The organism is Phormidesmis sp. 146-20, assembly GCF_052939475.1.
Map to the genome: position 1 here is coordinate 51430 of NZ_JBJPHT010000013.1, position 22215 is coordinate 73644.

General features: G+C 47.8%; 20 protein-coding genes and 1 pseudogene. 9 read left to right on the plus strand and 12 right to left on the minus strand.

All coding sequences use genetic code 11. The features are described from left to right. Window positions 1-199 precede the first annotated feature (199 nt). The 5 genes from ACKFKH_RS12935 to ACKFKH_RS12955 all read left to right on the plus strand — a co-directional run bounded on the left by ACKFKH_RS12935 (window position 200) and on the right by ACKFKH_RS12955 (window position 7188). Complete coding sequence (locus tag ACKFKH_RS12935; RefSeq protein WP_446858714.1) at window positions 200-1030, plus strand: aldo/keto reductase; 831 nt, start codon at window positions 200-202, stop codon at window positions 1028-1030. 358 nt (window positions 1031-1388) lie between these two features. Next, window positions 1389-2846: a xanthine dehydrogenase small subunit gene (gene xdhA / locus ACKFKH_RS12940; RefSeq protein WP_446858715.1), complete on the plus strand. Its 1458-nt coding sequence runs from the start codon at window positions 1389-1391 to the stop codon at window positions 2844-2846. Continuing rightward, window positions 2843-5173 (plus strand): xanthine dehydrogenase molybdopterin binding subunit, encoded by a 2331-nt coding sequence (gene xdhB / locus ACKFKH_RS12945; protein WP_446858716.1) that lies wholly within the window; start codon window positions 2843-2845, stop codon window positions 5171-5173. Before xdhA ends, xdhB begins: the two co-directional genes overlap by 4 nt. Further along, a complete protein-coding gene (locus tag ACKFKH_RS12950) occupies window positions 5170-6129 on the plus strand; it encodes an XdhC family protein (RefSeq protein ID WP_446858717.1) in 960 nt (319 codons plus the stop codon). The genes xdhB and ACKFKH_RS12950 overlap by 4 nt, the downstream gene beginning before the upstream one ends. Before the next feature lie 699 nt (window positions 6130-6828). Next, window positions 6829-7188, plus strand: coding sequence for a hypothetical protein (locus ACKFKH_RS12955; protein ID WP_446858718.1), 360 nt, complete (start codon window positions 6829-6831; stop codon window positions 7186-7188). 102 nt (window positions 7189-7290) lie between these two features. Here the strand turns inward: ACKFKH_RS12955 and arsH are convergent. The 11 genes and pseudogenes from arsH to ACKFKH_RS13010 form a co-directional block, all read right to left on the minus strand. Continuing rightward, window positions 7291-7914 (minus strand): annotated as a pseudogene (gene arsH, locus ACKFKH_RS12960) (arsenical resistance protein ArsH); the annotation flags it as partial. 306 nt (window positions 7915-8220) lie between these two features. Further along, the gene (gene arsJ, locus ACKFKH_RS12965) at window positions 8221-9483 is read right to left on the minus strand and encodes an organoarsenical effux MFS transporter ArsJ (RefSeq protein WP_446858719.1); all 1263 of its coding nucleotides are present in this window, start codon (window positions 9481-9483) and stop codon (window positions 8221-8223) included. A 53-nt stretch (window positions 9484-9536) separates the two neighbouring features. Continuing rightward, complete coding sequence (locus ACKFKH_RS12970) at window positions 9537-10547, minus strand: ArsJ-associated glyceraldehyde-3-phosphate dehydrogenase (RefSeq protein ID WP_446858720.1); 1011 nt, start codon at window positions 10545-10547, stop codon at window positions 9537-9539. Window positions 10548-10913: 366 nt separating this feature from the next. Continuing rightward, window positions 10914-11963, minus strand: coding sequence for a PstS family phosphate ABC transporter substrate-binding protein (locus ACKFKH_RS12975; protein WP_446858721.1), 1050 nt, complete (start codon window positions 11961-11963; stop codon window positions 10914-10916). A 153-nt stretch (window positions 11964-12116) separates the two neighbouring features. Continuing rightward, window positions 12117-12446: an ArsR/SmtB family transcription factor gene (locus tag ACKFKH_RS12980; protein ID WP_446858722.1), complete on the minus strand. Its 330-nt coding sequence runs from the start codon at window positions 12444-12446 to the stop codon at window positions 12117-12119. Window positions 12447-12583: 137 nt separating this feature from the next. Next, window positions 12584-14038 carry an ATP-binding protein gene (locus tag ACKFKH_RS12985; protein WP_446858723.1) on the minus strand — a complete coding sequence of 485 codons (1455 nt, stop codon included), beginning with the start codon at window positions 14036-14038 and terminating at the stop codon, window positions 12584-12586. Continuing rightward, the gene (locus ACKFKH_RS12990; protein ID WP_446858724.1) at window positions 14035-14727 is read right to left on the minus strand and encodes a response regulator transcription factor; all 693 of its coding nucleotides are present in this window, start codon (window positions 14725-14727) and stop codon (window positions 14035-14037) included. The genes ACKFKH_RS12985 and ACKFKH_RS12990 overlap by 4 nt, the downstream gene beginning before the upstream one ends. A 4-nt stretch (window positions 14728-14731) precedes the next feature. After that, the gene (locus ACKFKH_RS12995; protein ID WP_446858725.1) at window positions 14732-15265 is read right to left on the minus strand and encodes a cytochrome b; all 534 of its coding nucleotides are present in this window, start codon (window positions 15263-15265) and stop codon (window positions 14732-14734) included. Between the two features lie 233 nt (window positions 15266-15498). Then, window positions 15499-16314 (minus strand): hypothetical protein, encoded by an 816-nt coding sequence (locus ACKFKH_RS13000; protein WP_446858726.1) that lies wholly within the window; start codon window positions 16312-16314, stop codon window positions 15499-15501. A 135-nt stretch (window positions 16315-16449) separates the two neighbouring features. After that, window positions 16450-16947: a DUF305 domain-containing protein gene (locus ACKFKH_RS13005; protein ID WP_446858727.1), complete on the minus strand. Its 498-nt coding sequence runs from the start codon at window positions 16945-16947 to the stop codon at window positions 16450-16452. A gap of 14 nt (window positions 16948-16961) precedes the next feature. Beyond that, window positions 16962-18335: a YncE family protein gene (locus ACKFKH_RS13010; RefSeq protein WP_446858728.1), complete on the minus strand. Its 1374-nt coding sequence runs from the start codon at window positions 18333-18335 to the stop codon at window positions 16962-16964. Window positions 18336-18745: 410 nt separating this feature from the next. Between ACKFKH_RS13010 and hpxO the strand changes: the two genes are divergently transcribed. The 4 genes from hpxO to ACKFKH_RS13030 are packed head-to-tail and all read left to right on the plus strand — an operon-like array spanning window position 18746 to window position 20992. Then, window positions 18746-19909 carry an FAD-dependent urate hydroxylase HpxO gene (gene hpxO, locus ACKFKH_RS13015; protein ID WP_446858729.1) on the plus strand — a complete coding sequence of 388 codons (1164 nt, stop codon included), beginning with the start codon at window positions 18746-18748 and terminating at the stop codon, window positions 19907-19909. 14 nt (window positions 19910-19923) lie between these two features. Further along, window positions 19924-20283: a hydroxyisourate hydrolase gene (gene uraH, locus ACKFKH_RS13020; RefSeq protein ID WP_446858730.1), complete on the plus strand. Its 360-nt coding sequence runs from the start codon at window positions 19924-19926 to the stop codon at window positions 20281-20283. 1 nt (window position 20284) lies between these two features. Further along, window positions 20285-20779 (plus strand): 2-oxo-4-hydroxy-4-carboxy-5-ureidoimidazoline decarboxylase, encoded by a 495-nt coding sequence (uraD, locus tag ACKFKH_RS13025; RefSeq protein ID WP_446858731.1) that lies wholly within the window; start codon window positions 20285-20287, stop codon window positions 20777-20779. Window positions 20780-20824: 45 nt separating this feature from the next. Next, window positions 20825-20992 (plus strand): PCP reductase family protein, encoded by a 168-nt coding sequence (locus ACKFKH_RS13030; RefSeq protein WP_446858732.1) that lies wholly within the window; start codon window positions 20825-20827, stop codon window positions 20990-20992. A 14-nt stretch (window positions 20993-21006) separates the two neighbouring features. On the opposite strand, the gene ACKFKH_RS13035 is transcribed toward ACKFKH_RS13030, so the two are convergent. Next, window positions 21007-22035 carry a YihY/virulence factor BrkB family protein gene (locus ACKFKH_RS13035; RefSeq protein ID WP_446858733.1) on the minus strand — a complete coding sequence of 343 codons (1029 nt, stop codon included), beginning with the start codon at window positions 22033-22035 and terminating at the stop codon, window positions 21007-21009. Between the last annotated feature and the right edge of the window lie 180 nt (window positions 22036-22215).

A 22215-nucleotide genomic window follows, 5' to 3' on the forward strand; every position in this document is an offset into this window, starting at 1 on the left:
GATTCCTTGCTTACACAAGTCCCCATTTACGCTAGCATTCCGTTATCATTTCAGGCAGTCTTTGATAGACCCATTCGAGAAGTTTGGCGGTTTAGAGGGTTGATTAAGCCACAAAATTTATGCCTTTTCTATCTTGATTACAGATCTGAGTGTCCTTACTATTAATTGATTAACTAATTGATCAGGTGAATTGCAGACTATGTGGACAGTCAAACTGCCGTCTGGAAGACCAATGCCCATTTTGGGACAGGGCACTTGGCGAATGGGAGAAGCCGATCGCACCCGCAAAGCCGAAACCGATGCCCTAAGCCTAGGATTGGATCTGGGAATGACTCTAATCGACACCGCTGAAATGTATGGAGAAGGCGGCGCAGAAACGATCGTCGGCAAAGCCATTTCGGGACGGCGAGATCAAGTGTTTCTCGTCAGCAAGGTTTATCCGCACAATGCCACTCGTCAGGGCGTGATACAGGCGTGCGATCGTAGCCTAAAGCGACTGGGCACTGATTATCTGGATCTTTATTTGCTACATTGGCGCGGTTCAGTTCCTTTATCAGAGACGTTTGAGGCATTTCACATACTGCGTCAGGCTGGAAAAATTCTCGATTTTGGGGTGAGTAACTTCGATCGCTCTGATATGGAAGAAGCCCGCCAGTTTGATCAAGGTTTGACGGCGACGAATCAAATTCTCTACAATCTCAGCCGTCGTGGAGTCGAGTGGGACTTGTTGCCTTGGTGTCGCAAAAATAGCATTCCTCTCATGGCTTACTCACCGATCGAACAAGGCAGATTGTTGAAGAATTCCACTTTGAAAACGGTTGCCGATCGACACACTGCATCTCCGGCCCAGATCGCGATCGCCTGGTTACTTCAGCCAAAGGATGTGATGGTGATTCCAAAGTCGAGTCATCCCGATCGCATTCGTGAAAATTATGCAGCGCTTGAGATCGTCTTAACGCCAGAAGATCTAGCTGATTTGAATCAAGCCTTTCCGCCGCCTCGTACTGCAAAACCACTAGAAATGCTTTAAAAGTCACCTGCAAATAACCCGCTGTCGGAGCAATCTCGCGATCGTGAGTTTTCTCCTCGTCAACGCAAGCCATTAGATTCTTTTGTGTTTAACAAAAAATGGGGGCAGGCTTTGCCCTGGGTGAGTGAGGGTGAACGGTTTTTTGGCTGAAAAGTATAGGTCAGTACACATCATCAACGACAAAGTGAATACAGTATGCAAGAGAGCGATCAAGCTTCAATTTGAAAAAATTCATTCGCTTCGTTGTTTGGCATTTTGCTCCCCAACCCCCCAATTTAATGGACTTTGAACCAGTTGAGACTTTGGGTGAAGCGCTAAGATTACTTGTATTGATCAGTCCTTTACAATTCATTGAGACGTGACCCAAGCTATCGAAAACCATCTGACTCTTATGATTAATGGGGCAACCGTTCGACTCAAAGACGTGTCGCCGACGATGACTTTGCTGGAATATTTGCGGCAGAGTGGACGGATTGGGACTAAAGAAGGCTGTGGTGATGGAGACTGTGGAGCTTGTACGGTGGCGATCGTCGCTCAGGGCACTCATGGTCAGCCTCAATATCAAGCCGTCAATAGCTGCCTAATTCCGTTGGGGTCGGTGGCGGGGCGAGAAATTGTCACGGTTGAAGGGGTGAGTCAGGAAACGCTCCATCCAGTACAGGCGGCGATGGTGAAAACGGGCGGTTCTCAATGTGGGTACTGTACGCCGGGATTTGTGATGAGTTTGTTTGCGGCTTATTACGATCGCAATTTAAATGATGCTTGTGTCGAGGGAAATCTGTGTCGCTGTACGGGTTATCTCGCGATTCGACGGGCGGCCCAGGAAGCGATCTCTTCGAGTTCCCCGCAAGGGGTCGCCCAGCAATCGGATGAGTCAACTGATTACTTTGAAGAACGGCTGAAACATACGGACGCGAATCTGAACGAAATTCGATATCACGGCAACGAACAGTTCTTTTATCGTCCGACTCGATTAGAAGAAGTCTTTGCATTGATGAATGAGTACCCTGATGCAAAGTTGATTGCTGGGGGAACCGATTTAGGATTAGAAATTAGCTACCATCGCCAATCGTTTCCTGTCCTCATCTCACTCGAAGCGGTAGCAGAATTGAAAACGCTGGAGAACACATCAGACTTTGTAGAAATTGGGGCGGCTGTGCCGTTGAGTCACTTTGAGGATCGGCTGCGGGGAGTCTTTCCTAGTTTGGATGAGATGCTGTTTTGGTTTGCAGCTCGGCAAGTTCGGACTCGTGCTACGTTGGGCGGCAATATTGGGACGGCTTCCCCGATCGGGGATCTGCCTCCCGTTCTCTTATCCCTTGATGCCACGTTGCGATTAGCCAGCGCTAGAGGTGAACGCACCATTCCTCTAATCGACTTTTTTAAGGGATATCGACAAACCGATTTACAGCCAGGTGAAGTGATTGTTTCAGTACGGATTCCTAAAGTGAGCGGGATCAATCGCCGCAGTCAATCCTACAAAATCGGTAAGCGCGGAACGGACGATATCAGCATTGTAGCGGCGGCATTTGTGATTGATCTGGATGCAGATCAGCGAATTATTCACGCTCGGCTGGCTTATGGAGGAGTAGCCGCAACGCCTGTGAGAGCGATCGCCGTTGAAGACCTATTAATCGGCAAGCTCTGGAATGCTGAAACAGTGCAGCAGGCAAAGTCAGCCCTCAAACAAGCCTTTACCCCGTTGACAGATTTGAGAGGCAGTGCAGACTATCGGAAGCTGTTGGTGGCGAATCTATTTGAGAAATTTTTTGTAGAATTCGGTGAGGCACACAAGCGAGAAGAGGTGGCATCATGAGCGCAGTTGGCAAACGCAAAAGTCATGAAAGTGCAGAAGCTCACGTCAGCGGAACAGCAGTCTACACAGACGATCAGCCCATTCCTGCGGGTATGTTGTCGCTATTCCCCGTTCTGTCTCCCCATGCGAGGGCACGGATTACTAAAATCGATGTGTCTGCGGCTTACGAGGTGGAGGGTGTTGTAACGGTTCTGACTGCTGATGATGTGCCGGGAGAAAACAATACTGGGGTGATTGTTCACGATGAAGTGTTACTAGCCACGGATGAAGCAAGCTATTGGGGACAGGCGGTTACTTGGGTGGTTGGTGAAACTGAGACTGCCGCTCGACTAGGAGCCGAAAAAGTAGTCGTTGACTATGAGCCATTGGAGCCGATCTTGAGCATTAAAGATGCCATTGTTGCTCAGAGCTTTCACAATCGATCGCAGTTAGTTCGTCGAGGCGACCCGCAAGCGGCACTTCAAACTTCAGACTTTTGCCTCGAAGGGGAAGTCGAAATGAATGGACAAGATCACTTCTACCTCGAAACTCAGGCGAGTTGGGTGATTCCGGATGGCGAGGGACACTATCAGGTTTATTCATCAACACAGCACCCGACTGAAACTCAGATCATTGTGGCGCGAGTGTTGGGTGTGTCAAGTAACCAAGTGGTTGTGACCTGTTTGAGAATGGGCGGTGGATTTGGCGGCAAAGAATCTCAGGCGAATCCGTTTGCATCGGTGGCTGCGATCGCCGCTCACAAAACCGGCCGTCCCGCACGAGTCAAGCTGAGACGACACCACGATATGATTCTCACGGGCAAACGACACGGCTATCTGTGTCAATACAAAGTTGGCTTTACGGCAGATGGCATGATCACTGCTTTGGATGTGGATCTCTATGCGGATGGCGGCTGGAGTCTCGATCTGTCGCCTCCCGTTCTATTGAGAGCAATGCTGCATGTAGACAATGCCTACTACATTCCTCATGTGGAAGTGCGGGGGCAGATTGCTAAACTGAATCGCGTCTCGAATACAGCGTTTCGGGGATTTGGTGGCCCACAAGGGATGATTGTGATCGAAGAAGTGATCGATCGCATTGCCCGCCATTTGAATCTGCCGCCGGATGGGGTGCGCGAGAGCAATTTCTATCACGGGGCTGGCGAAACGAATACCACGCACTACGGACAAGAACTCTATGACAATCGGCTGACGCGCATCTGGAATGAAGCCAAAGCCAACGCCAATTTCGCAGAACGGAAGGTCGCGATCGCTCAATTCAATCAGTCCAATGCTTACAAAAAACGTGGGTTGGCCATTACGCCCGTCAAGTTTGGGATCTCCTTCAACAAGACCCAATACAATCAGGCGGGAGCGTTGATTCTTGTCTATGCCGATGGCAGCATTCAACTCAACCACGGTGGCACAGAGATGGGGCAAGGACTGCACACCAAAATGCTACAAGTTGCGTCTCAAGCCTTGGGCGTGAAGTTAGAACGGTTTCGCATGATGCCGACTAGCACTGACAAAGTACCGAATACCTCTGCAACAGCCGCTTCGAGTGGCTCAGATTTGAATGGTCAGGCGGTCAAAAATGCGTGTGAAACGATTCGAGAAAGGCTGGCGACGGTGGCGGGGAGCATGATGATGTTGGATACGCCCGAAGATCTGGTGTTTGAAGACGATCGCATCTTCTGTCGCAGCTATCCTCAACTTTCTGTCAACTTTGCTGATGTGGTGAAACAGGCTTATAGCGATCGCATTAGTCTGTCTGCCACGGGCTATTACCGCACGCCGAATATCTATTGGGATGAAACCACAGGCAAAGGTCGGCCGTTCTATTATTTTGCGTATGGTGCTGCGGTCTGTGAAGTAGAAGTCGATGGCTTTACGGGCACATTCAAACTACGCCAAGTAGACATTGTGCATGATGTGGGCGAGTCGTTGAATCCGCTAGTCGATCAAGGTCAAATCGAAGGCGGATTTGTGCAGGGAATGGGCTGGCTGACGATGGAAGAATTGGTGTGGGATGCTCAAGGACGACTGCGAACCGATGCCCCCAGTACTTACAAAATTCCCACGATTAGCGAAGTTCCCGAACACTTCAACGTGCACTTACTAAAACGAGCCGCACAAGATGGTGTGATCTATGGCAGCAAAGCGATCGGGGAGCCTCCGTTTATGTTGGCGATCGCCGTCCGAGAAGCGATTCGAGAAGCCATTGCCGCGTTTGGACAGCCTAACCAAGTGCCCCTTTCGTCTCCTTTGACTCCAGAAGTCACCCTGTGGGCGATCGAGCAGGTTCGGACTCCGGCTGCTTCTATTGTTGATCCCGTTTTGGTGACATGACGCTGGATTTTTATGCTCGATTGGCTGAATGGTTGGGTCAAGAATCCGTCGTGGTCGCAACGGTGGTCAGTGTCAAAGGTTCGGTGCCCAGAGAAGTCGGCGCAAAGATGATCATCGGCTCTCACAATCGGATCTTCTCAACCATTGGGGGCGGTGCGGGAGAAGCTTCGATCATTGAGCAAGCCGCGATCGTGCTGCAAACAGGCAAAAAACAGTTTGTCGAAATTGATCTCACAGGAACCCCTCAGCGAAAAACTCAGGGCGTTTGTGGAGGCAAAATGCAGGTGTGGCTAGAACGGTGGTCTGGAGAGTGGACAATTTCTCTAGTTCAACAAATTCTACATTGTCTCAAAGCCGGACAATCCGCCACATTGGTCACCCCCTTTGATGCAGATCAGTTGCCTCATTTGCTAAACGAATCAACCCCCAACAGTTTTACAGAAACGCTACAGCCCCCACCCACGCTGCTGATCATTGGTGCAGGACACGTCGGCCAACAGTTGGCAAAAGTCGCGCACTTGAGCGGATTTCAAATCGTGATACAGGACGATCGCGCTGAATGGGCGAATGCAAACCGCTACCCTCACGCCTCCAAAATTTACACGGAAGCGATCGCTGATGTGATTGATCAATTTACAGATCACACAATGCTGTACGTTGCTCTAGTGACACGCGGCTATCAACAAGATCTAATGGCTTTAGAAACGTTATTGAACCAAAAATTAAATTGTCAATATATTGGAATGATTGGCAGCGAGAAACGAGTACGACAGGTTTATCAATCACTAGAAGACAGAGGAATTTCTCAAAGTAGATTGCGATCGATTTATGCGCCGATCGGTCTTGATATTGGGGCACTGACTCCCGAAGAGATTGCTGTCAGCATTGTTGCGGAACTGATTTTGGTGCGTCGTGGGGGCACTGGCCGTTGTCTGAGCAAGCGCTTTAGAGTCTAAGGAATTTGTTGACGTAAATTCGGTTGACGTAAATTCGATTGAGACTTTTCGCTGCGTTGTTTTAGTCTTCTGCCCCCCAACCCCCCAACTTTGCTACCGTGTACACACAAGGCCGGAATCGCTTCGTTTCAATCGGCTTCAGCCCCCTAAATCCCCCAATCTGGGGGACTTTGACCCAGAGAGATTGCCTAGCAAAGTCCCCCAAAATTGGGGGATTTAGGGGGCGAAGGGTCTCGGCAATGACGGATCAATCAACTTGTGTGTACACGGTAGCCCAACTTTGGGGGACTTTAGGGTCAGACTTCTGGTTCAAAGTCCCTCAGAATGGGGGATTTAGGGGGTTGCCCGGATTAATCACCGTAGCGAACGATTTCATCGAATTCACGTTCACTTATCAAACGGCTCGCTTCACAAAATGACTCCAATCTCTACTTGACGAGAATCAAAATTCCAGATATTCTCTCAAATCAAGGACATCTTTTCGTCACGGGAAAGTTGTCTGATCGCCCAAAAAACTGAGTCTGTCGCCGCCCCAAGTTGTAGCAAGCAACGAAGGGCAGCTAACCCGCAAGACTGCTGTTCCCAGTCAAGAGGGCTAATGGAGGATTTTATCACTCCTTTGGTCGCTCCGACTTGTTCTGCTCTTTGGGGCGGCTAGTTTTTTGGGTTTCTTTGGAGACCTAAAATTGGAGTACCTACATGGCAGAGCGCCTTTTGAACGCTGGCTTTTGGCTGTGCGATTTCGCCTACGCATTTCTAGAATTGATTCAGCGCCGTTTCCTTCCCGATTCCATTCCCCGTTTCACGATTACTTCGCTTCGCATTCCGCTTCAGGATCTTTTACCTGACGTTGCGATTCCTCACTCTGATGAGTTTGAAATCCTGCGAGTGTTAATTATCGGTTCCTCAGACGGGGTAACGGAGACAATTCAAAATCTACACGTCCGACGATTTGCAAATGCCACCGATTGGAGTCCTTTACTGCCTGCACCCTCGTTTGGAGAAGTGATGAGTATTCTCACTCGACAGCGACCAAAGATGGAGCGATCGACCCCATAATATTCGCACCCCATCCAAGGAACTGAACTGATTCAGGAGATCAAAACCCTTAAATTTCCTAAGTCAGTGCCATTCATCTTGGTATGGCGGTGATCATCACACTCACTCCACCTTTTTCTCTTTGCGTTCACTATAGCGATCGGCTAGGTAATCTACTTGTTCTCTCAACAGCAATGTAAATTTGTAGAGTTCTTCCATCACATCGATTACGCGATCGCGGTAAGGCGAATCTTTCATCGTGCCATCTTCATTAAATTCCTGATACGCTTTAGCGATCGAAGACTGATTAGGAATCGTAAACATTCGCATCCATCGACCTAACAACCGTAGCGTATTCACTGCATTAAACGATTGAGACCCTCCACTCACCTGCATGACTGCCAAAGTCCTTCCCTGAGTCGGTCTGACCGCTCCAATGCTAAGAGGAATCCAATCAATCTGATTCTTGAGAATGCCTGTGATCTGTCCGTGCATTTCTGGACTACACCACACCTGACCTTCTGACCACTGGCTCAACGATCGCAACTCCTGCACCTTGGGATGAGTATCAGGCACACTGCCATAAATTGGAAGCTCACGCGGATCAAAAAATCGGACTTCTGCCCCAAATTCTTGAATGATTTGGGCCGCTTCCTCCGCAGCAAGACGGCTATAAGAACGCTCCCTGAGAGAACCATACAAAAACAAAATTCTGGGAGGATGATCAAACGTTGTCATAGTATTAACTGATTCAGTATCGTCTGATACTCCAAAGCGACTGCAAGATGTCTAGTTGGGGCGACCGCAAGATCAAGATTTTTGATGAATTGTGTGTCGATCGTACCAACAGGCGATCGCTATCAACAGCGTTTTTCGGCGTTGCTGAATCAGGGGATGAATTGCCCCAAAGCGGAGAGAAACCCAAGGTTCAAAGTCCCCCAATTTTGGGGGGATTTAGGGGGCGAAAAGCTGGACACTTCCCACAGATTTATCCCTCCAATCAGCAACGCCCGGTTTTCCAGCAATTGGCGAAATATGAATCAAACAGAGACCTCAATCACCGCCTTCCGCTTTCCAGGCAATCTCTCGGCTCGGCTGAGGATCAGGCAGTTTGCGAGTAATCACTGCCGCCGCTAACACTAAAATGGTCGAAACCCACAAACAGCCTACTAACCCATAAAACTGATACACCAACCCAGATAACACCGTCCCCGCTAGTCGCCCCCCCGAATTTGCCATGTAGTAAAAGCCGACATTTAACGCTACTTTGTCATCATCGGTGAATGCTAGAACTAAATAAGAATGAACAGCAGAGTTAAACGCAAAGACAACGCCAAACAAAAGCAGCCCACCCACGATCGCGACATTTGCAGAAACTCCCGATTGCAGAGAAATCGCGATCGCTGCCGGAACCACAGTAAGCACTGATGTCCAAAATTGAACTGTCTTTGACTGAGGCGGACGACTCGATCCAAATCGTCGAATTAGCGTCGGAGCAAGGGATTGAATAATGCCATAGCCAATCACCCAACAGGCGAGAAAGCCGCCGACTTGATAAAACGACCACCCCAAAACGCTCCGCAAAAAGACAGGCAATCCGACGACAAACCAGACATCTCTAGAGCCAAACAAAAAGAATCGCGCCGCAGACAAAATGTTGATCTCACGGCTCTTAGAAAAGAGTTGAGTAAACTTAACTTTTGCCTTAATTTTGCCCATTCCCTTCGGCAGAAACAAGCCCGTAAACAACAATAGAGACAAGCCTCCCGCCATAATCCACAAGGAATTAACGAAACCAAACAATCCTAGTAGGGCACTGCCCACAAAAAAGCCGACTCCTTTAAGCGCATTCTTAGAACCTGTCAGAATCGCAACCCACTTAAACAAAGCAGACTGAGCATCCTGCGGTACAACTAATCGAATGGCACTTTTGGTACTCATTTTGGTCAAGTCTTTAGCAATGCCTGAAAATGCTTGAGCCACCATCACATATAGCACCGCTAACCATTGCGCCCAGCCAGGATTAAGAAAGGACAACAACACCAGAGAAAAGATTTGTAGCCCAATCCCCGTATAGAGTGTCACCTTTAGCCCCAACTGAGACCCAATCCAGCCGCCCAAGAAGTTTGTAACCACTCCAAAGACTTCGTAAAACAGAAACAGCGAGGCAATCTGAATCGGGGTATAGCCAATGTTATTAAAGTAGAGCAGTACCAACAGCCGCAGGGCCCCATCAGTAATCGTGAAGCCCCAATAGGTCAGGGTGACGAGAATGTAGTGCTTGAAGTTGGCACGAGACGCGGTAGAAGTTGCCATGAGAGGTGAGGAAGTAGGAGTGCTGAATGGTCAGTGAAAGACGAAACTCAAACCTATTTCAAGCTGATTGCAACTTTTCTCGCAAGCTCTACCATGCGATTGGAGTAGCCCCATTCGTTGTCATACCAAGCGAGAATTTTTACCTGAGTTTGATTAACCACCATTGTGGAAAGAGCATCAATAATTGAGGAACGGGGATCATCTTTGTAATCGATCGACACCAAGGGCCGTTCTTCATAGCCTAAAATGCCATTTAGTGAAGCCTCAGCCGCTGTTTTTAGCAATTGATTGACTTCTTCAACGCTGGTCGATCGCACGACTTCAAACACACAGTCTGTCAGCGACGCATTGAGCAATGGAACTCTGACCGCTAAACCATTGAGCTTGCCGTTTAATTCGGGATAGATGAGTCCGATCGCGGTTGCTGACCCGGTTGTAGTAGGAATCAGCGATAAGCTAGTAGCCCGCGCCCGACGCAGATCTTTGTGGGGAGCATCGACGATCGTTTGGGTATTGGTGTTGTCGTGGATTGTCGTAATTACCCCATGCTTGATCCCCAACCCTTCATGAATCACTTTTACGACCGGGGCAAGGCAGTTTGTAGTACAGGATGCTGCGGTGAGGAGGTGGTGTTCGTTGGGCTGGTAGAGGTGATCATTGATGCCCATCACAATGTTGAGCGCCCCTTGTTTGACGGGAGCCGCTACAATCACTTTCTTAACCCCGCGCTTAAAGTAGGGATCGAGGGTTTCAGCAGTGCGAAACTTACCAGAACATTCCAAGACAATATCTACGCCGTAATCTTCCCAGGGCACCTCGCCGGGTTTGGCATATTCGCTGAAGGTGAGAGCTGTTTTGTCAATGAGAATGCGATCGTCACCCGCTTCTACTTCTGGGGCCCAGCGCCCGTGTACAGAATCAAATTTGAGCAGATGGGCTGCTGTTTCTGCCCCGCCTTTTACCTCGTTGATATGGACAAACTCTATCTCTGGCCAGCCCCAAGCGGCTCGTAAATCCAATCGACCAATTCTGCCAAACCCATTAATTCCAACTCGCACGGTCATAGAGGTTACCTGATAAATTGTCTCTATATTTCAAGTTAATTTAGTATATTCCTTTAGTTTAATCATCTCAATGCTTATTTCAATAACTTTTGAGAAATCTCAAATCTAAAAAATTTGATTAATCCTGAATCCTGAATCAAACACAGCTTGATTGTTCACGATCGCAGCCGGAAAATAGAGCGATCGTGAACGCTAACTGCTTAAAAAACGTCAACTCAAATGTCAACTCAATAGAGTTCTTTCGCTGACGTTGCCCCGATCTTCTGTCCTCCAAGCTGCCGATTCTGGGGGGCTTTCAGACAAAATAAATTTTAATTTTCAGGGCTGACGGACTAGAGAACGAGGGGGAGACTCATCGAATTCACGTTAAAAACTGGCTTGCTTCCGCAGTAGTTCTCCGATCGTCAAATCTGGCTGCGGAACCCCTTCAAACACCGTTCCAACTTTGAGTCGGTAGAAGTGAAGTTCGCTGAGGCGATACCCTTCATCCGGCAGGGGAATGTATTGTGCCACTTCCGAAACTCGCTTTGCATTGCGAATATAGTAGAGAACAAATTCCTGAAGTTCTGGTTTTCGCTGCGCTGCCTCCGCATTTACATAGATAAACAAGGGACGTGAAAATGGGCGGTAGGTTGCTTTTTCGACCGCTTCTCGCGACGGAGCAACGGCTCCCTGACCCTTGCCATAATCGATCGCTAAAGCTTTTAACTGATTTTGCTTGTCTTCGTAATAAGAAAATCCAAAATAGCCGAGCGCATTCGGGTCTTTGCTCACGCCTGCGACAAGTTCGTTATCGTCTTCGCTGGAGGTGTAGTCAGTGCGGCTCTCTTTGGGGTTTCCGTGGGTGACTTCGTTAAAGTAGTCAAACGTTCCCGAATCTTTGCCCGCGCCGTATAGTTTGAGAGGGCGGTCGGGATAGGACGCTCGAATTTGTTTCCAGTTGGTGATTTTGCCCTGTGCATCGGATTCCCAAATTTTGTTTAACTCTGCGATCGTGATGTCCTGTGCCCAAGTATTTTGGGGATTCACAGCGATCGTCAAAGCATCAAACGCTACAGGAAGCTCAATATATCGCACTCCTTTTTGGTTGCAGGCTTCCATTTCCTCTTTCAAAATCGGACGAGAGGCGTTGCTGATATCGATTTCTCCTGCACAAAACTTTCTAAAACCGCCTGTTGTTCCAGAAAATTTAACGTTGATCGCGATACTGTTTTCTTTGGACTTTTTGTAGTCTTTGGCGATCGCGTCACTAATCGGAAAGACCGTACTCGATCCGTCAATCTGAATGCTTTGGGCACTTGGGATAGCCGAGTTAGCAACCTCTGTCGGAGTCGTCTGGGTCTGACTAGAATTGGCTGCTGGGTTTGAAGGGCTACAACCAATTAAGCCGGAGACCGCCACGACACATAAACTCAAAAGCGTTCTGTTTGGAAGTGATAAGTTGATGATCATAAAAATTTCACTTTCAAGTGCCCTGGTGAAGAACTCCTTGATCGTTTCAAATAAACTTGATTCTTTCAAGTCTGCTGCAACACATATTTGATGACAAAATGTAAACAAAAAAGTAAATTAACCGTCGTCTCGACAAACACGAGCGGGAAGGATTGGGCTGAAGCGACGAAATTCTGCCAGATATTGCTCTAAGACAACAAACTGCGACAGATTTAAGCTGTAATAAATCCAGCGTCCTTCTTGACGAGCCTGCACTAGCTGCGCCTCCTTCAAAACTTTGAGATGAAACGATAGTTTAGATTGAGTCACCTCTAAGCTTTCACAAAGGTCACAGACGCAAAGCTCTTGTTCTCGCAGCAACTCGATGACTCTGACGCGCAACGGTTCTGAAAGCGCATGAAACCCAGAAATGACTAAAGCCGAAGGCAGAGATGACGTTTTCTGCATCAAATTTTCTTGTATTGGTCAGCATCTTATTGTAAGCGCAATTTTGAGCGATCGTCAGATTTACAGGTGGATAAGTCCCTGGAGTTTGAATTCCTTAGAGCGCATTAGTACAAGTACAGTCGGCCGCGCGATCGAGATCAACCAGAAGTGTTTACCATCACTGCGATCGGTAAGAACAATGTAATCACAGTTCCCTGATTGATTTCACTTTTAATCTGCAAACTTCCGTGCTGTAAGTGACAGACTTGTTGAGCGATGGCTAATCCCAACCCCATTCCCCCTCTAGGGCGAGAATTGTCTCCTCGGTAGAATCGCTCAGTTGCGCGACTAATGGCATCAGCAGCCATTCCGTGCCCGTAGTCTTGGACTTGGAGAGGAACATAGTATTTCTGATTCTGCTCTACCGGAGAAAGAATGTTCAAAGAAACAACCTTTCCATCAGAGGCATACTTAATCGCATTATCTAGTAAATTAATGATGACTTGCCCTGTCAAGGCTGGGTCGATTTGCACGGCTGGTGGTGTTTGTTTGACACACAGTTTTAGCTCCAGTCCTGCTTTATTCGCAGACGCTTGCATTCGAGAGAAACATTCTTGGGCGATCGCTACCACAGACACCGCTTCTGGTTGAATCTGAAGTTGTCCCGCATCTGCTTTTGCCAATAACAACAACTGCTCAACCAAGTGAGATAAATAATCTGTTTCGCGGCAAGCGCGTTTCAAATACTGCTGTGCTTTTTCACCATCCACCACCCCATCGATCACGGCTTCTAGTCCAATCCGCAATGTGGCCAGCGGCGTTCTCAAATCGTGGGAGACGTTCGCAACTAATTCTCGACGCACTGCTTCTTGAGATTGGAGGGCTGCAAGCGTTTCAACCAGTTTGTCCGCCATTTGGTTTAGCAGATGACTGAGTTGAGCAAGTTCATCATTTCCTTTCAGCCAAGAACGAGCGGTATAGTCCCCAGCCTCAAGGCGCTGCGTTTGACGGTGCAGTATTTGCAGGGGGCGTGTCACAGTACGCGATAGCAGAAGTCCGGTCGTGATAGCGATCGCTGTCGCTGCAATAGTGATTCCCATCACAATACCTTTCACTTGTTCAGCAAACTGCCTTGGTCGTTTGAGCGGCATCGCCACATAGACTGCACCAATGATTTGATCGCCCCGTTTAATCGGAGCCGTACTGTAAAGCCACCAAGGATACTGGGCATCGACCGCGACCCAAAACTCCCCAGCTTGAGGTGAACCTGCCAGCGCTTTAGTAATAGGGTCTGAAGGAAGCTCGATCGCGCTTGAATCTGCGACTCCCTGGCTCATGACTTGCGCGTTTGCAGATGGGTCAAGAATTATTACCTGAACTTTCTGCTGTTGGCTGGTAAGGTCAGATAATTGACGAGCGAGTGACGATCCTGGCTGCGCCGAAAGTTGGGCTGCTAATACGGTTGACTGTCGCTCTAAACTCGCCTGAGCATCCTGAACAAAAAATTGCTTTAGGGCTGAATCCAATATCCAAGACAGCCCAATGAGACTGCCTAATGTCACCGTTAGCAGCGTGAGTGTTAAACGAGTGGAGACACTCTGCCACGGTTTCATACTTCCCCCACGACAAAGCGATAGCCTACCCCCCAAACCGTCTGTAGATAACTTGGGTGTGCCGAGTCTAGCTCAATTTTTTCCCGCAGCTTCCGAATATAAACATCGACGACTCGGACATCCCCCTCAAAGTCATAGCCCCAAATGTGTTCTAGCAGTTGTTCGCGGCTATAAGCCCGTCCAGGAGAATTAACTAGCTGTGCCAACAGATCAAACTCTCTACCGCGCAAATCAAGTAATTCGCCATTTAGAAATGCCTGCCGCTGGTCGCGATCGATCACAATTCCCCGCGCTCGTCGCACATCCCGATAGCCAACGCTATAGCTGCGTCTTAGCAGCGCTCTAACCCGCGCAATCAGTTCTTTAACGCTAAAGGGCTTAGTCAGATAATCATCAGCACCACTTGCTAAACCATGAACGCGATCGCTTTCATCAGCGCGTGCGGTCAACATCAAAATCGGAACAAAGCAGTCTGCTTTACGCAAAGCTTGACACACTTGAAATCCATTCAAATCTGGCAGCATAATGTCTAACACAACCAAATCTGGATGAAAACGCTGAACTTGAGCCGTGCCATCTGTGCCGTTGTGTGACACCAAACAGCGCCATCCTTCCCGCTCCACATAAAGCTGTATGGTTTCACACAGGTTCGTATCATCATCAACCAGCAAAACAGTTGTAGCAGCCATAGGTTTATTTGTGATGGAACCGCATCTTAGATATCGTAGTTTGAATCCGCTGCCCACTGCTACGGACGATGTTCCAATGCGCCAGAATGTGCAAAATGATGCAAGCAAGAAACAGATAGGAAAGCCAAAAATGTAGGCTTCTAGCAGTTTCAACCACTGCGTTGTTTTTGGTAAAGATGGGAGTGACCGTTGCAAGTCCGAAGAAAGGCACCTGACTGCCGTAAGAGTTTGCAATCAGAAAGCCCGTTATGGGAGCAACTAACATGAACCCATAGAGAACAGTGTGCAGGATAAACTTAAGTATCCAATTGTCTGTAGGAGTGGGTAAACGTCGCGAGTATTTGCTCCAGACAACCCGAATGAGCAGAGAAACCCGAGCAATGAGTAACATCATCACCAAAACTCCGATCGATTGGTGTAAAAAAGAGAGCAGTCCTTTTGGGCCAGTATAAAACGCTCCTGTCTGAAGCCGAGCCACGATCGCGCCAGTGAGGTATACCAGCAGAAAACAAGCTGCCATGATCCAGTGTAAGGACATAAGCTGTTTGAAGGCACTCGTTGTTCGTCTCGTTGAGTCGATTGCTACCGTTCGAGTCATGGAATTTGTCTCCTTTGTTCAGCTTTGAATCGTTCACTCTGATGTTCCTAAACGAACTTTAAAAATCTGTGAATGTACAGAAAATTTTGTCGAAGGGAAAGCGAATATTCAAAACGCAAAAAGCTGAGAGGTAACTCAATCGCTACCCCTCAGATGCGATCAAGACAGAACGTTTAGAACAGGCTAAAATCTCTACTAGAGTAGCTGTTTAAGCTTTGCAGCCCTGCATCTCCAGCCTGATTGGTGAGATTGGCAAGGACACTAATCGTTCCACCGTTGCCAAGATCTTGAGAGTAGACGAGGCGGTTAATTCCAAGGGTTGTGTTGAAATAAACAAATACCCCTTCAGTCGCTGTGATGGCATTATTTGCTGCGATCGCGCTTGCAGCAGACGCAGCATTGGGAAATGGGTCAAGCATCACAATGAAGTTACCATCACCCGCGATCTCTGAAGTAATACCTTTTTGAAGATTGATCTGATCAATACCGAGGTCGCTCCCTTTGAAAGTAAACTGATCGCTCCCAATCTGATAGTCGGTGATGATATCAGGAGTGTTGAGAGCTTGAATGCCAGTGGTGCCAACAAGGACTGGTGTTCCTCCAGAAAAAACGTTGCCAGCTATCACAAACCGATCTCTGCCATTGCCCCCCGTCAGCGTGTCAATTCCTTCACCACCAAAAAGAATGTCACGCCCTTTTCCACCTAGTAGACTGTCATTGCCAAGTCCACCAATCAAAACATCATTGCCGTTTCCACCATCTAATTGGTCATTGCCTGCTTCTCCTAAAAGAAAGTCTCTACCTCGTCCGCCAGAGAGACTGTCATTCCCCTGGTTCCCTAGACTAAAACTACTGCGTCTAAAAGCAGAGATGCCCGACTCAAATACTGGATCTTGGAAAGGCTGTTTGGCAATGTTAGTGGAAAGTCCATCACTCAAGCTTCCTCCATATGTCCTGTAAGATTCAACTAGCTGCATTGGTTTCATCATCATTAATTCCTGGGCAATTTAGCGACAGAACATGAGAATTGCTGTCTAACTTTAGATTGAAGGAGAAACTTTAAAAATCTGTGAATCTGTCATCTGCAATGTTCAAAATGAATCCATTTAATAACGCGATCGCAATTAGTAAGATAACGAATCTAGCATTGCCATTCCGCGTGTTCCATGAATTGCTGGGAAATCGTCTGGCTCTAAGTTCTCACCTTTTTTGAGCATCAGTAACCGAGCCTGCATTGCGGCAACTTCCACTTGTTGTGAAGCGATAATTTCTCCAGCAAGTTGACGAACAAGCGGATCTCTTCCGTAGAGTAGAACAAGCCGCGCCATCTCTACAGCCCCTTCATGATGTGGAATCATCATCACGAGAAAGTTAATATCTGGTTCGCCTATTGTGTCAATCTGATGCATTTCGGTCATCATTTTTTTCATCCCAACCTCCATCGCTTTGGAGAAAGCTACAAATTGACTAACTTGGCTAGAAGTTTTGGAATGTCGAAAATGAGGGTGACTTAACTCATCGGCAAGTGCTGGAAATGGTTGGAGTTTTAACAAGATGAGCGCGATCGCTAAGAGTTGAAAAAGACGTTGGAAAAGACCTTGAAAAAAACAATGACGAATCATGATAAACCTCCAAATCATCCAGCAGTTTGGCTAGAAGTTCCCGGACGCACATAAACAAGATTGATACTTTTCTTGTTGCGTAACTTACCAGAGGGCAGTGTTAATTCACCTAATGGGATCTGAGCGATGAAGGCTGGTTTGTGGGGTTTTGACACATCAAAGACAGTGCAGACGGCTTGTCCCGCCGCAGGTGTACCCGGCAACTCATCCTGTTCATGGGCGATATAGAGACGAGTATTCTCCGGATTTGTCCACAGCCCATGCGCCTCTCGTCCGTGGGTGAAAAATGTACCAATAACTTGCCGTTTTCCAGCAGGCTGCGATCGATCAATAATGACAACCTGACTCGATGCAATGCCCCTCAAACTGTCATCATCCACTCGTGCAAGTGTGACATAAGCGACTTTTCCTTGAGCGTTTTCAACGAATTCTAAATGATTGGGACGAGCACGATCGCCCAAAGCAAAAACATCCAAAACCCGATAGGAACCATTGGTTTCTCGCACTGAAATCGTATCGGCAAGTTTATGAGAAAACCAAATTTCTTGACCGTTTGGCGTAGTTTTCTGAAATGGAGTAAAGCCAAAGCGATCGTATTCACGGTTATCCAGGCGCATTTTTAGCTTGGGACGGCTCAACCCATTGCCATCCGGATTCACGTCAAACACCTCGATCAACGGCACTTTTTGAGAAATGACAAAAGCAGTTTGACCTTCTTGTGAAAACCAGATTTGTGCAGGGCCGTTGAGCGTTTGAATATACTGTCTCACGCCCCCCGCTGTGATGCCTTGTTGTAGTGCAGTTAGAGCCGCTTTGACTTCTACGATCGCAATCCGATTTTCACCTCGCAGCGCCACCCAAAGTTCTTTGCCATTTCGAGTAAACGTGGGTTCATGGGGTTCACGACCTAACAAAAGACCGCTGGATAACCAGTCCGAATTCACGGCTTTGTCTGGTGCTGTAAAGGAATTAGCTCGATTGCCAATCACTCGTTTGGTTTCGACATCAATCAGATAGAGATTGCTGGTTCCTCGACCTGTCACTGCCAACAGTTGCGAATCGGGTGAAGGAGCCGAGCCATGAATGTGAATTGCGCCATGATAAAGCGGTTTAGCGATCATTGCAGCTTGCGTTGGCATGACTCCACCTGTGACAAACCGAAAGGGCGGACGCGGATCTTCATCAAAACTCGTCAAGTTGATTGTCGTTTCGACTTGATTTGTTAAAGGGTTAATGACAGAGAGAGTATTAGAGTCTTCGTTGCAGATGAAGATGCAATCCTTTGCGGTTGATGTTCCAGGTTTTGCGGACTGAGCAGTGAGTTGCATCGTGAGTCCAGTTGCGATCGTGACCGTCCCTGCCACAAAATGCCGTCGTGTAAGAGCCATTGTGAATTTCCATTGTGATGAAAGTTAAATGAAGGCTGAAGAAAAAGCTGCTTCTGGACTGGAACTATGTTCCGACGATCGCTAACTGCGGCTGAGGTCTGCCAGTTCTGTATACGACAATGGCAACTTGCAATAAATCACAAGGAATCGATAGGCTAAATACTAGAACTCGTTGCATGATTGAATCTCCAAAATAGGGGGATATCAAGCTCAAGCGTTAGGTGTGGTTTGCCTGATGAGTTCTAGTGTTTAAGCAAGACTTTAAAAAAGTGTGAATTTCTGAATTTGTGCCAGGTAGCTGTGTGCAGCGATCGCGTGACCGTTTGTCGCTAAAATCACAGTAATTTGCCGTGCCTTCGCAGAAAGTATACTGTATACCTTATTCAAATTAGTCGTCTTCTCACATCACTATGAATCATCTCAAAGCGATCATTATCGGGGCGGGAATGGGCGGCTTGGCGACGGGGATTGCCTTGCGGCAGGTGGGTTATCAGGTTGAGATCTTCGATCGCGTCAAAGAACTGCGTCCCGCTGGAGCCGGAATTTCTCTCTGGTCAAACGGGGTCAAAGTCCTGAATCGTCTGGGTCTGGGTAAAGAGATCGCCAGCATCGGCGGACAGATGGATCGAATGCAATACTTCAGCCAGACGGGTGAGTTGCTGACCGATTTTAGTTTGGCACCGTTGATCAATACTGTCGGACAGCGCCCTTACCCCGTTGCTCGTACCGATCTGCAACAGATGCTATTAGATGCGTTTGGGGCAGAAAATGTGCAACTCAATGCCAAACTAGTTGCCGTCGAACAAAATGCCGACCAGGTAACCGCGATTTTTGAAGACGGCCAGCGCGTGACTGGCGATGTATTAATTGGCGCAGATGGCACTCATTCCACCGTTCGGCAATACGTGTTAGGGCATCCTACAGAACGGCGCTACGTCGGCTATGTCAACTGGAATGGGCTAGTTCCGATTAGCGAAGATTTGGCACCCAAAGACAGTTGGGCAATCTATGTCGGTGAACACAAACGCGCTTCGATGATGCCTGTGGGCGGCGATCGCTTCTATTTCTTTTTTGATGTCCCACTTCCCAAGGGCACCGTCAGCCAACCCGAACAGCATCAAACCGAACTGATGGACTTCTTTAAAGGCTGGGCGACTCCTGTACAAACCTTGATCCAGCGCTTAGATCCGTTGCGTACCAATCGAGTTGAGATTCATGATGTTGATCCGTTAGAGCGGTTGGCCAAAGGACGAGTCGTGTTATTGGGCGATGCGGCACACAGTACGGCTCCTGATTTGGGGCAAGGTGGCTGTCAAGCGATAGAGGATGCTGAAGTCGTTACGCGCTATCTCATTACCACAAATATTAGCGTAGAGGATGCTTTACTCAGATACGAATCAGAACGCAAAGGACGTACTTCTGATGTCGTCTTAAAAGCCAGGAAGCGATCAGACATGACACATGGCAAAGATCCAGAAAAAACACAAGAATGGTATCAAGAACTCAAGCAAGAAGATGGTTCTAACATTATGAAAGCGATCTCAAATACGATTCTAGCTGGCCCAATGCGTTGAGCGCAAAAATCACTATGACTGGTAAACTAACAACTCACGTTCTGGATACCGCCCACGGATGCCCCGCCGCAAACCTGACGATCGAACTGTGGGCAATCGAATCTCTATCCCAAAAAACACACCTCAAAACCCTGGTAACGAATGCTGATGGACGCACCGATCGCCCGTTTCTAGCAGACTCTGAACTTAAAGTAGGACGCTATGAACTTGTCTTTTGGGTGGGTGACTATTTTGCCAAAAAAGGGGATGAGTTGCCGGAGGTGCCCTTTCTTGATCGCGTTCCCATTCAGTTTGGCATTGCAGATTCTACCCTCCATTACCATGTGCCTCTACTGACTTCTCCGTGGTCTTACAGCACTTATCGAGGAAGTTAACATGAACTCGATCGCTCAACTCAATCAACTCAGTCAACCCGAATTTGTTGAAGTATTGGGAGCTATTTTTGAAGATACGCCTGCGATCGCTCATCAGGTTTGGCATCAACGGCCCTTCAAAGATGTGACCGATTTACATCAAAAAATGATAGCTGTTGTAAATGACATGACTCAAGTCGAACAATTGACACTGATTAAGGCGCATCCTGACCTGGGCAGCAAAACAAAAATGGCCGAAGCATCTGTCAAAGAGCAGTCTGGAGTCGGATTAGATCGCCTCACGCGAGAAGAGTACAACCAGTTTCAAGCGCTTAATCAAGCGTACAAAGATCGATTTGGCTTCCCGTTCATCGTAGCGGTTAAAAACCATACAAAGCAGACTATTTTAGAAGCGTTCGATCGACGATTACACCACTCATTCGAGCTAGAAATCACGCAAGCGTTGACCGAGATTTTTGAAATTGCGCGGTTTCGATTACACGATTTGATTGATTGAATGCAAAGTCTGTAATGATAGTCTGCATAGAATGGGAGAGTTGAAATGAGTGACGCGATCGTTTGGACAAGTGACGCAGAGGCCCGACTGAAAGAAATTCCGTTTTTTGTGCGTCCGGCTGCCCGTAAAAAAATCGAGAAATTTGCTCAAGAAGCAGGTCTCAGCCAAATCACCGTTGAAGTGTACGAGCAGGCAAAAAAACAGTTTGGTTGAGCGATTCAACTAAACTATCGCACGCGCCGCCTCCGCTGTGACTTTGGACGAGAAATGCCCGCAAGCGCCACAATCGAACCTACTAGCCCGACTGCGTACCGTCCAAGGTGAGACTGCTTTTTGGGGCGTTCTGTTTGAATCTTCATCTCTGAGCGCTCATTCACCTTGGGCACATGAACCGCGTGTTTGGATGGTTCGATCGGTGTCCCTCGATATTTTGAATAAACCTGCGTAAACTCTGCCCCAAACAAAAGAATCTGAGCCGAATAAAACACCCAGATCAAAACGACAACAAAAGAACCTGCTGCCCCATAGGTCGAGCCAACACTGCTACTTCCCAGATAAAGCCCCAACAAAAACTTACCAATGTTAAACAGCAACGCTGTCACACCCGCTCCTACCCAGAGATTTCTCCAAGGAACTCTTACATCCGGTAGAAACTTGTAGATTGCTGCAATTAACATTGTAATTACGCCAAACGAAATCACAAAATTAAGCAACTGACCGACAATAACAAGGTTAGGAACAAAGTTGCCAAACAGATTTGAGATGCCCGCTAAGATTGCTGAGAGCACAAGGGAAACTAATAATAGAAACCCAATCACCAACACCATCGCGAATGACAAAAATCGAGATTGTAGAAAGCTACCGATTCCTTGCCCTGGTTTGGGTTTGACTTCCCAGATGGTATTGAGTGCGGCTTGCAGTTGACCAAATACACCCGACGCGCCAAACAGCAAAAAGACCACCCCGGTAATCGTCGCGATCGTTCCTCCTGATCCTGGCTTATTTGCATTAGCAATCATCGTTTGGATCGCTTCTGCCCCTTCTGAACCGACTAATCCTTGAATCTGCCCAATCAGTTCACCTTTTGCGGCCTCTTCACCAAAGACGGCCCCGGCAATCGCGATCGCAATCAGCAACAGGGGTGCAAGCGAAAACACAGTGTAATAAGCCAGCGCCGCCGCCAGTAGCGGAACATTATCCTCGCTCCACTCAGCAACGGTATCTTTGAGAATTTTTACAACATCTTTGAGTTTCATCGTCTCATTCCCTTCGTCAGTCTTACGGCCTATCGTCCACTACGGATACCCCAAGTCACATCGGTCTAGAGAAAGGGAAACGATCGCCAAAAACACCGCTCTTTGGAATAAGTTTGCCAATAAAACGTGAATTTGATGAAATCTCTCGCTCCGGTTGTCAAGTCGAGCCGCTCCCTAAAT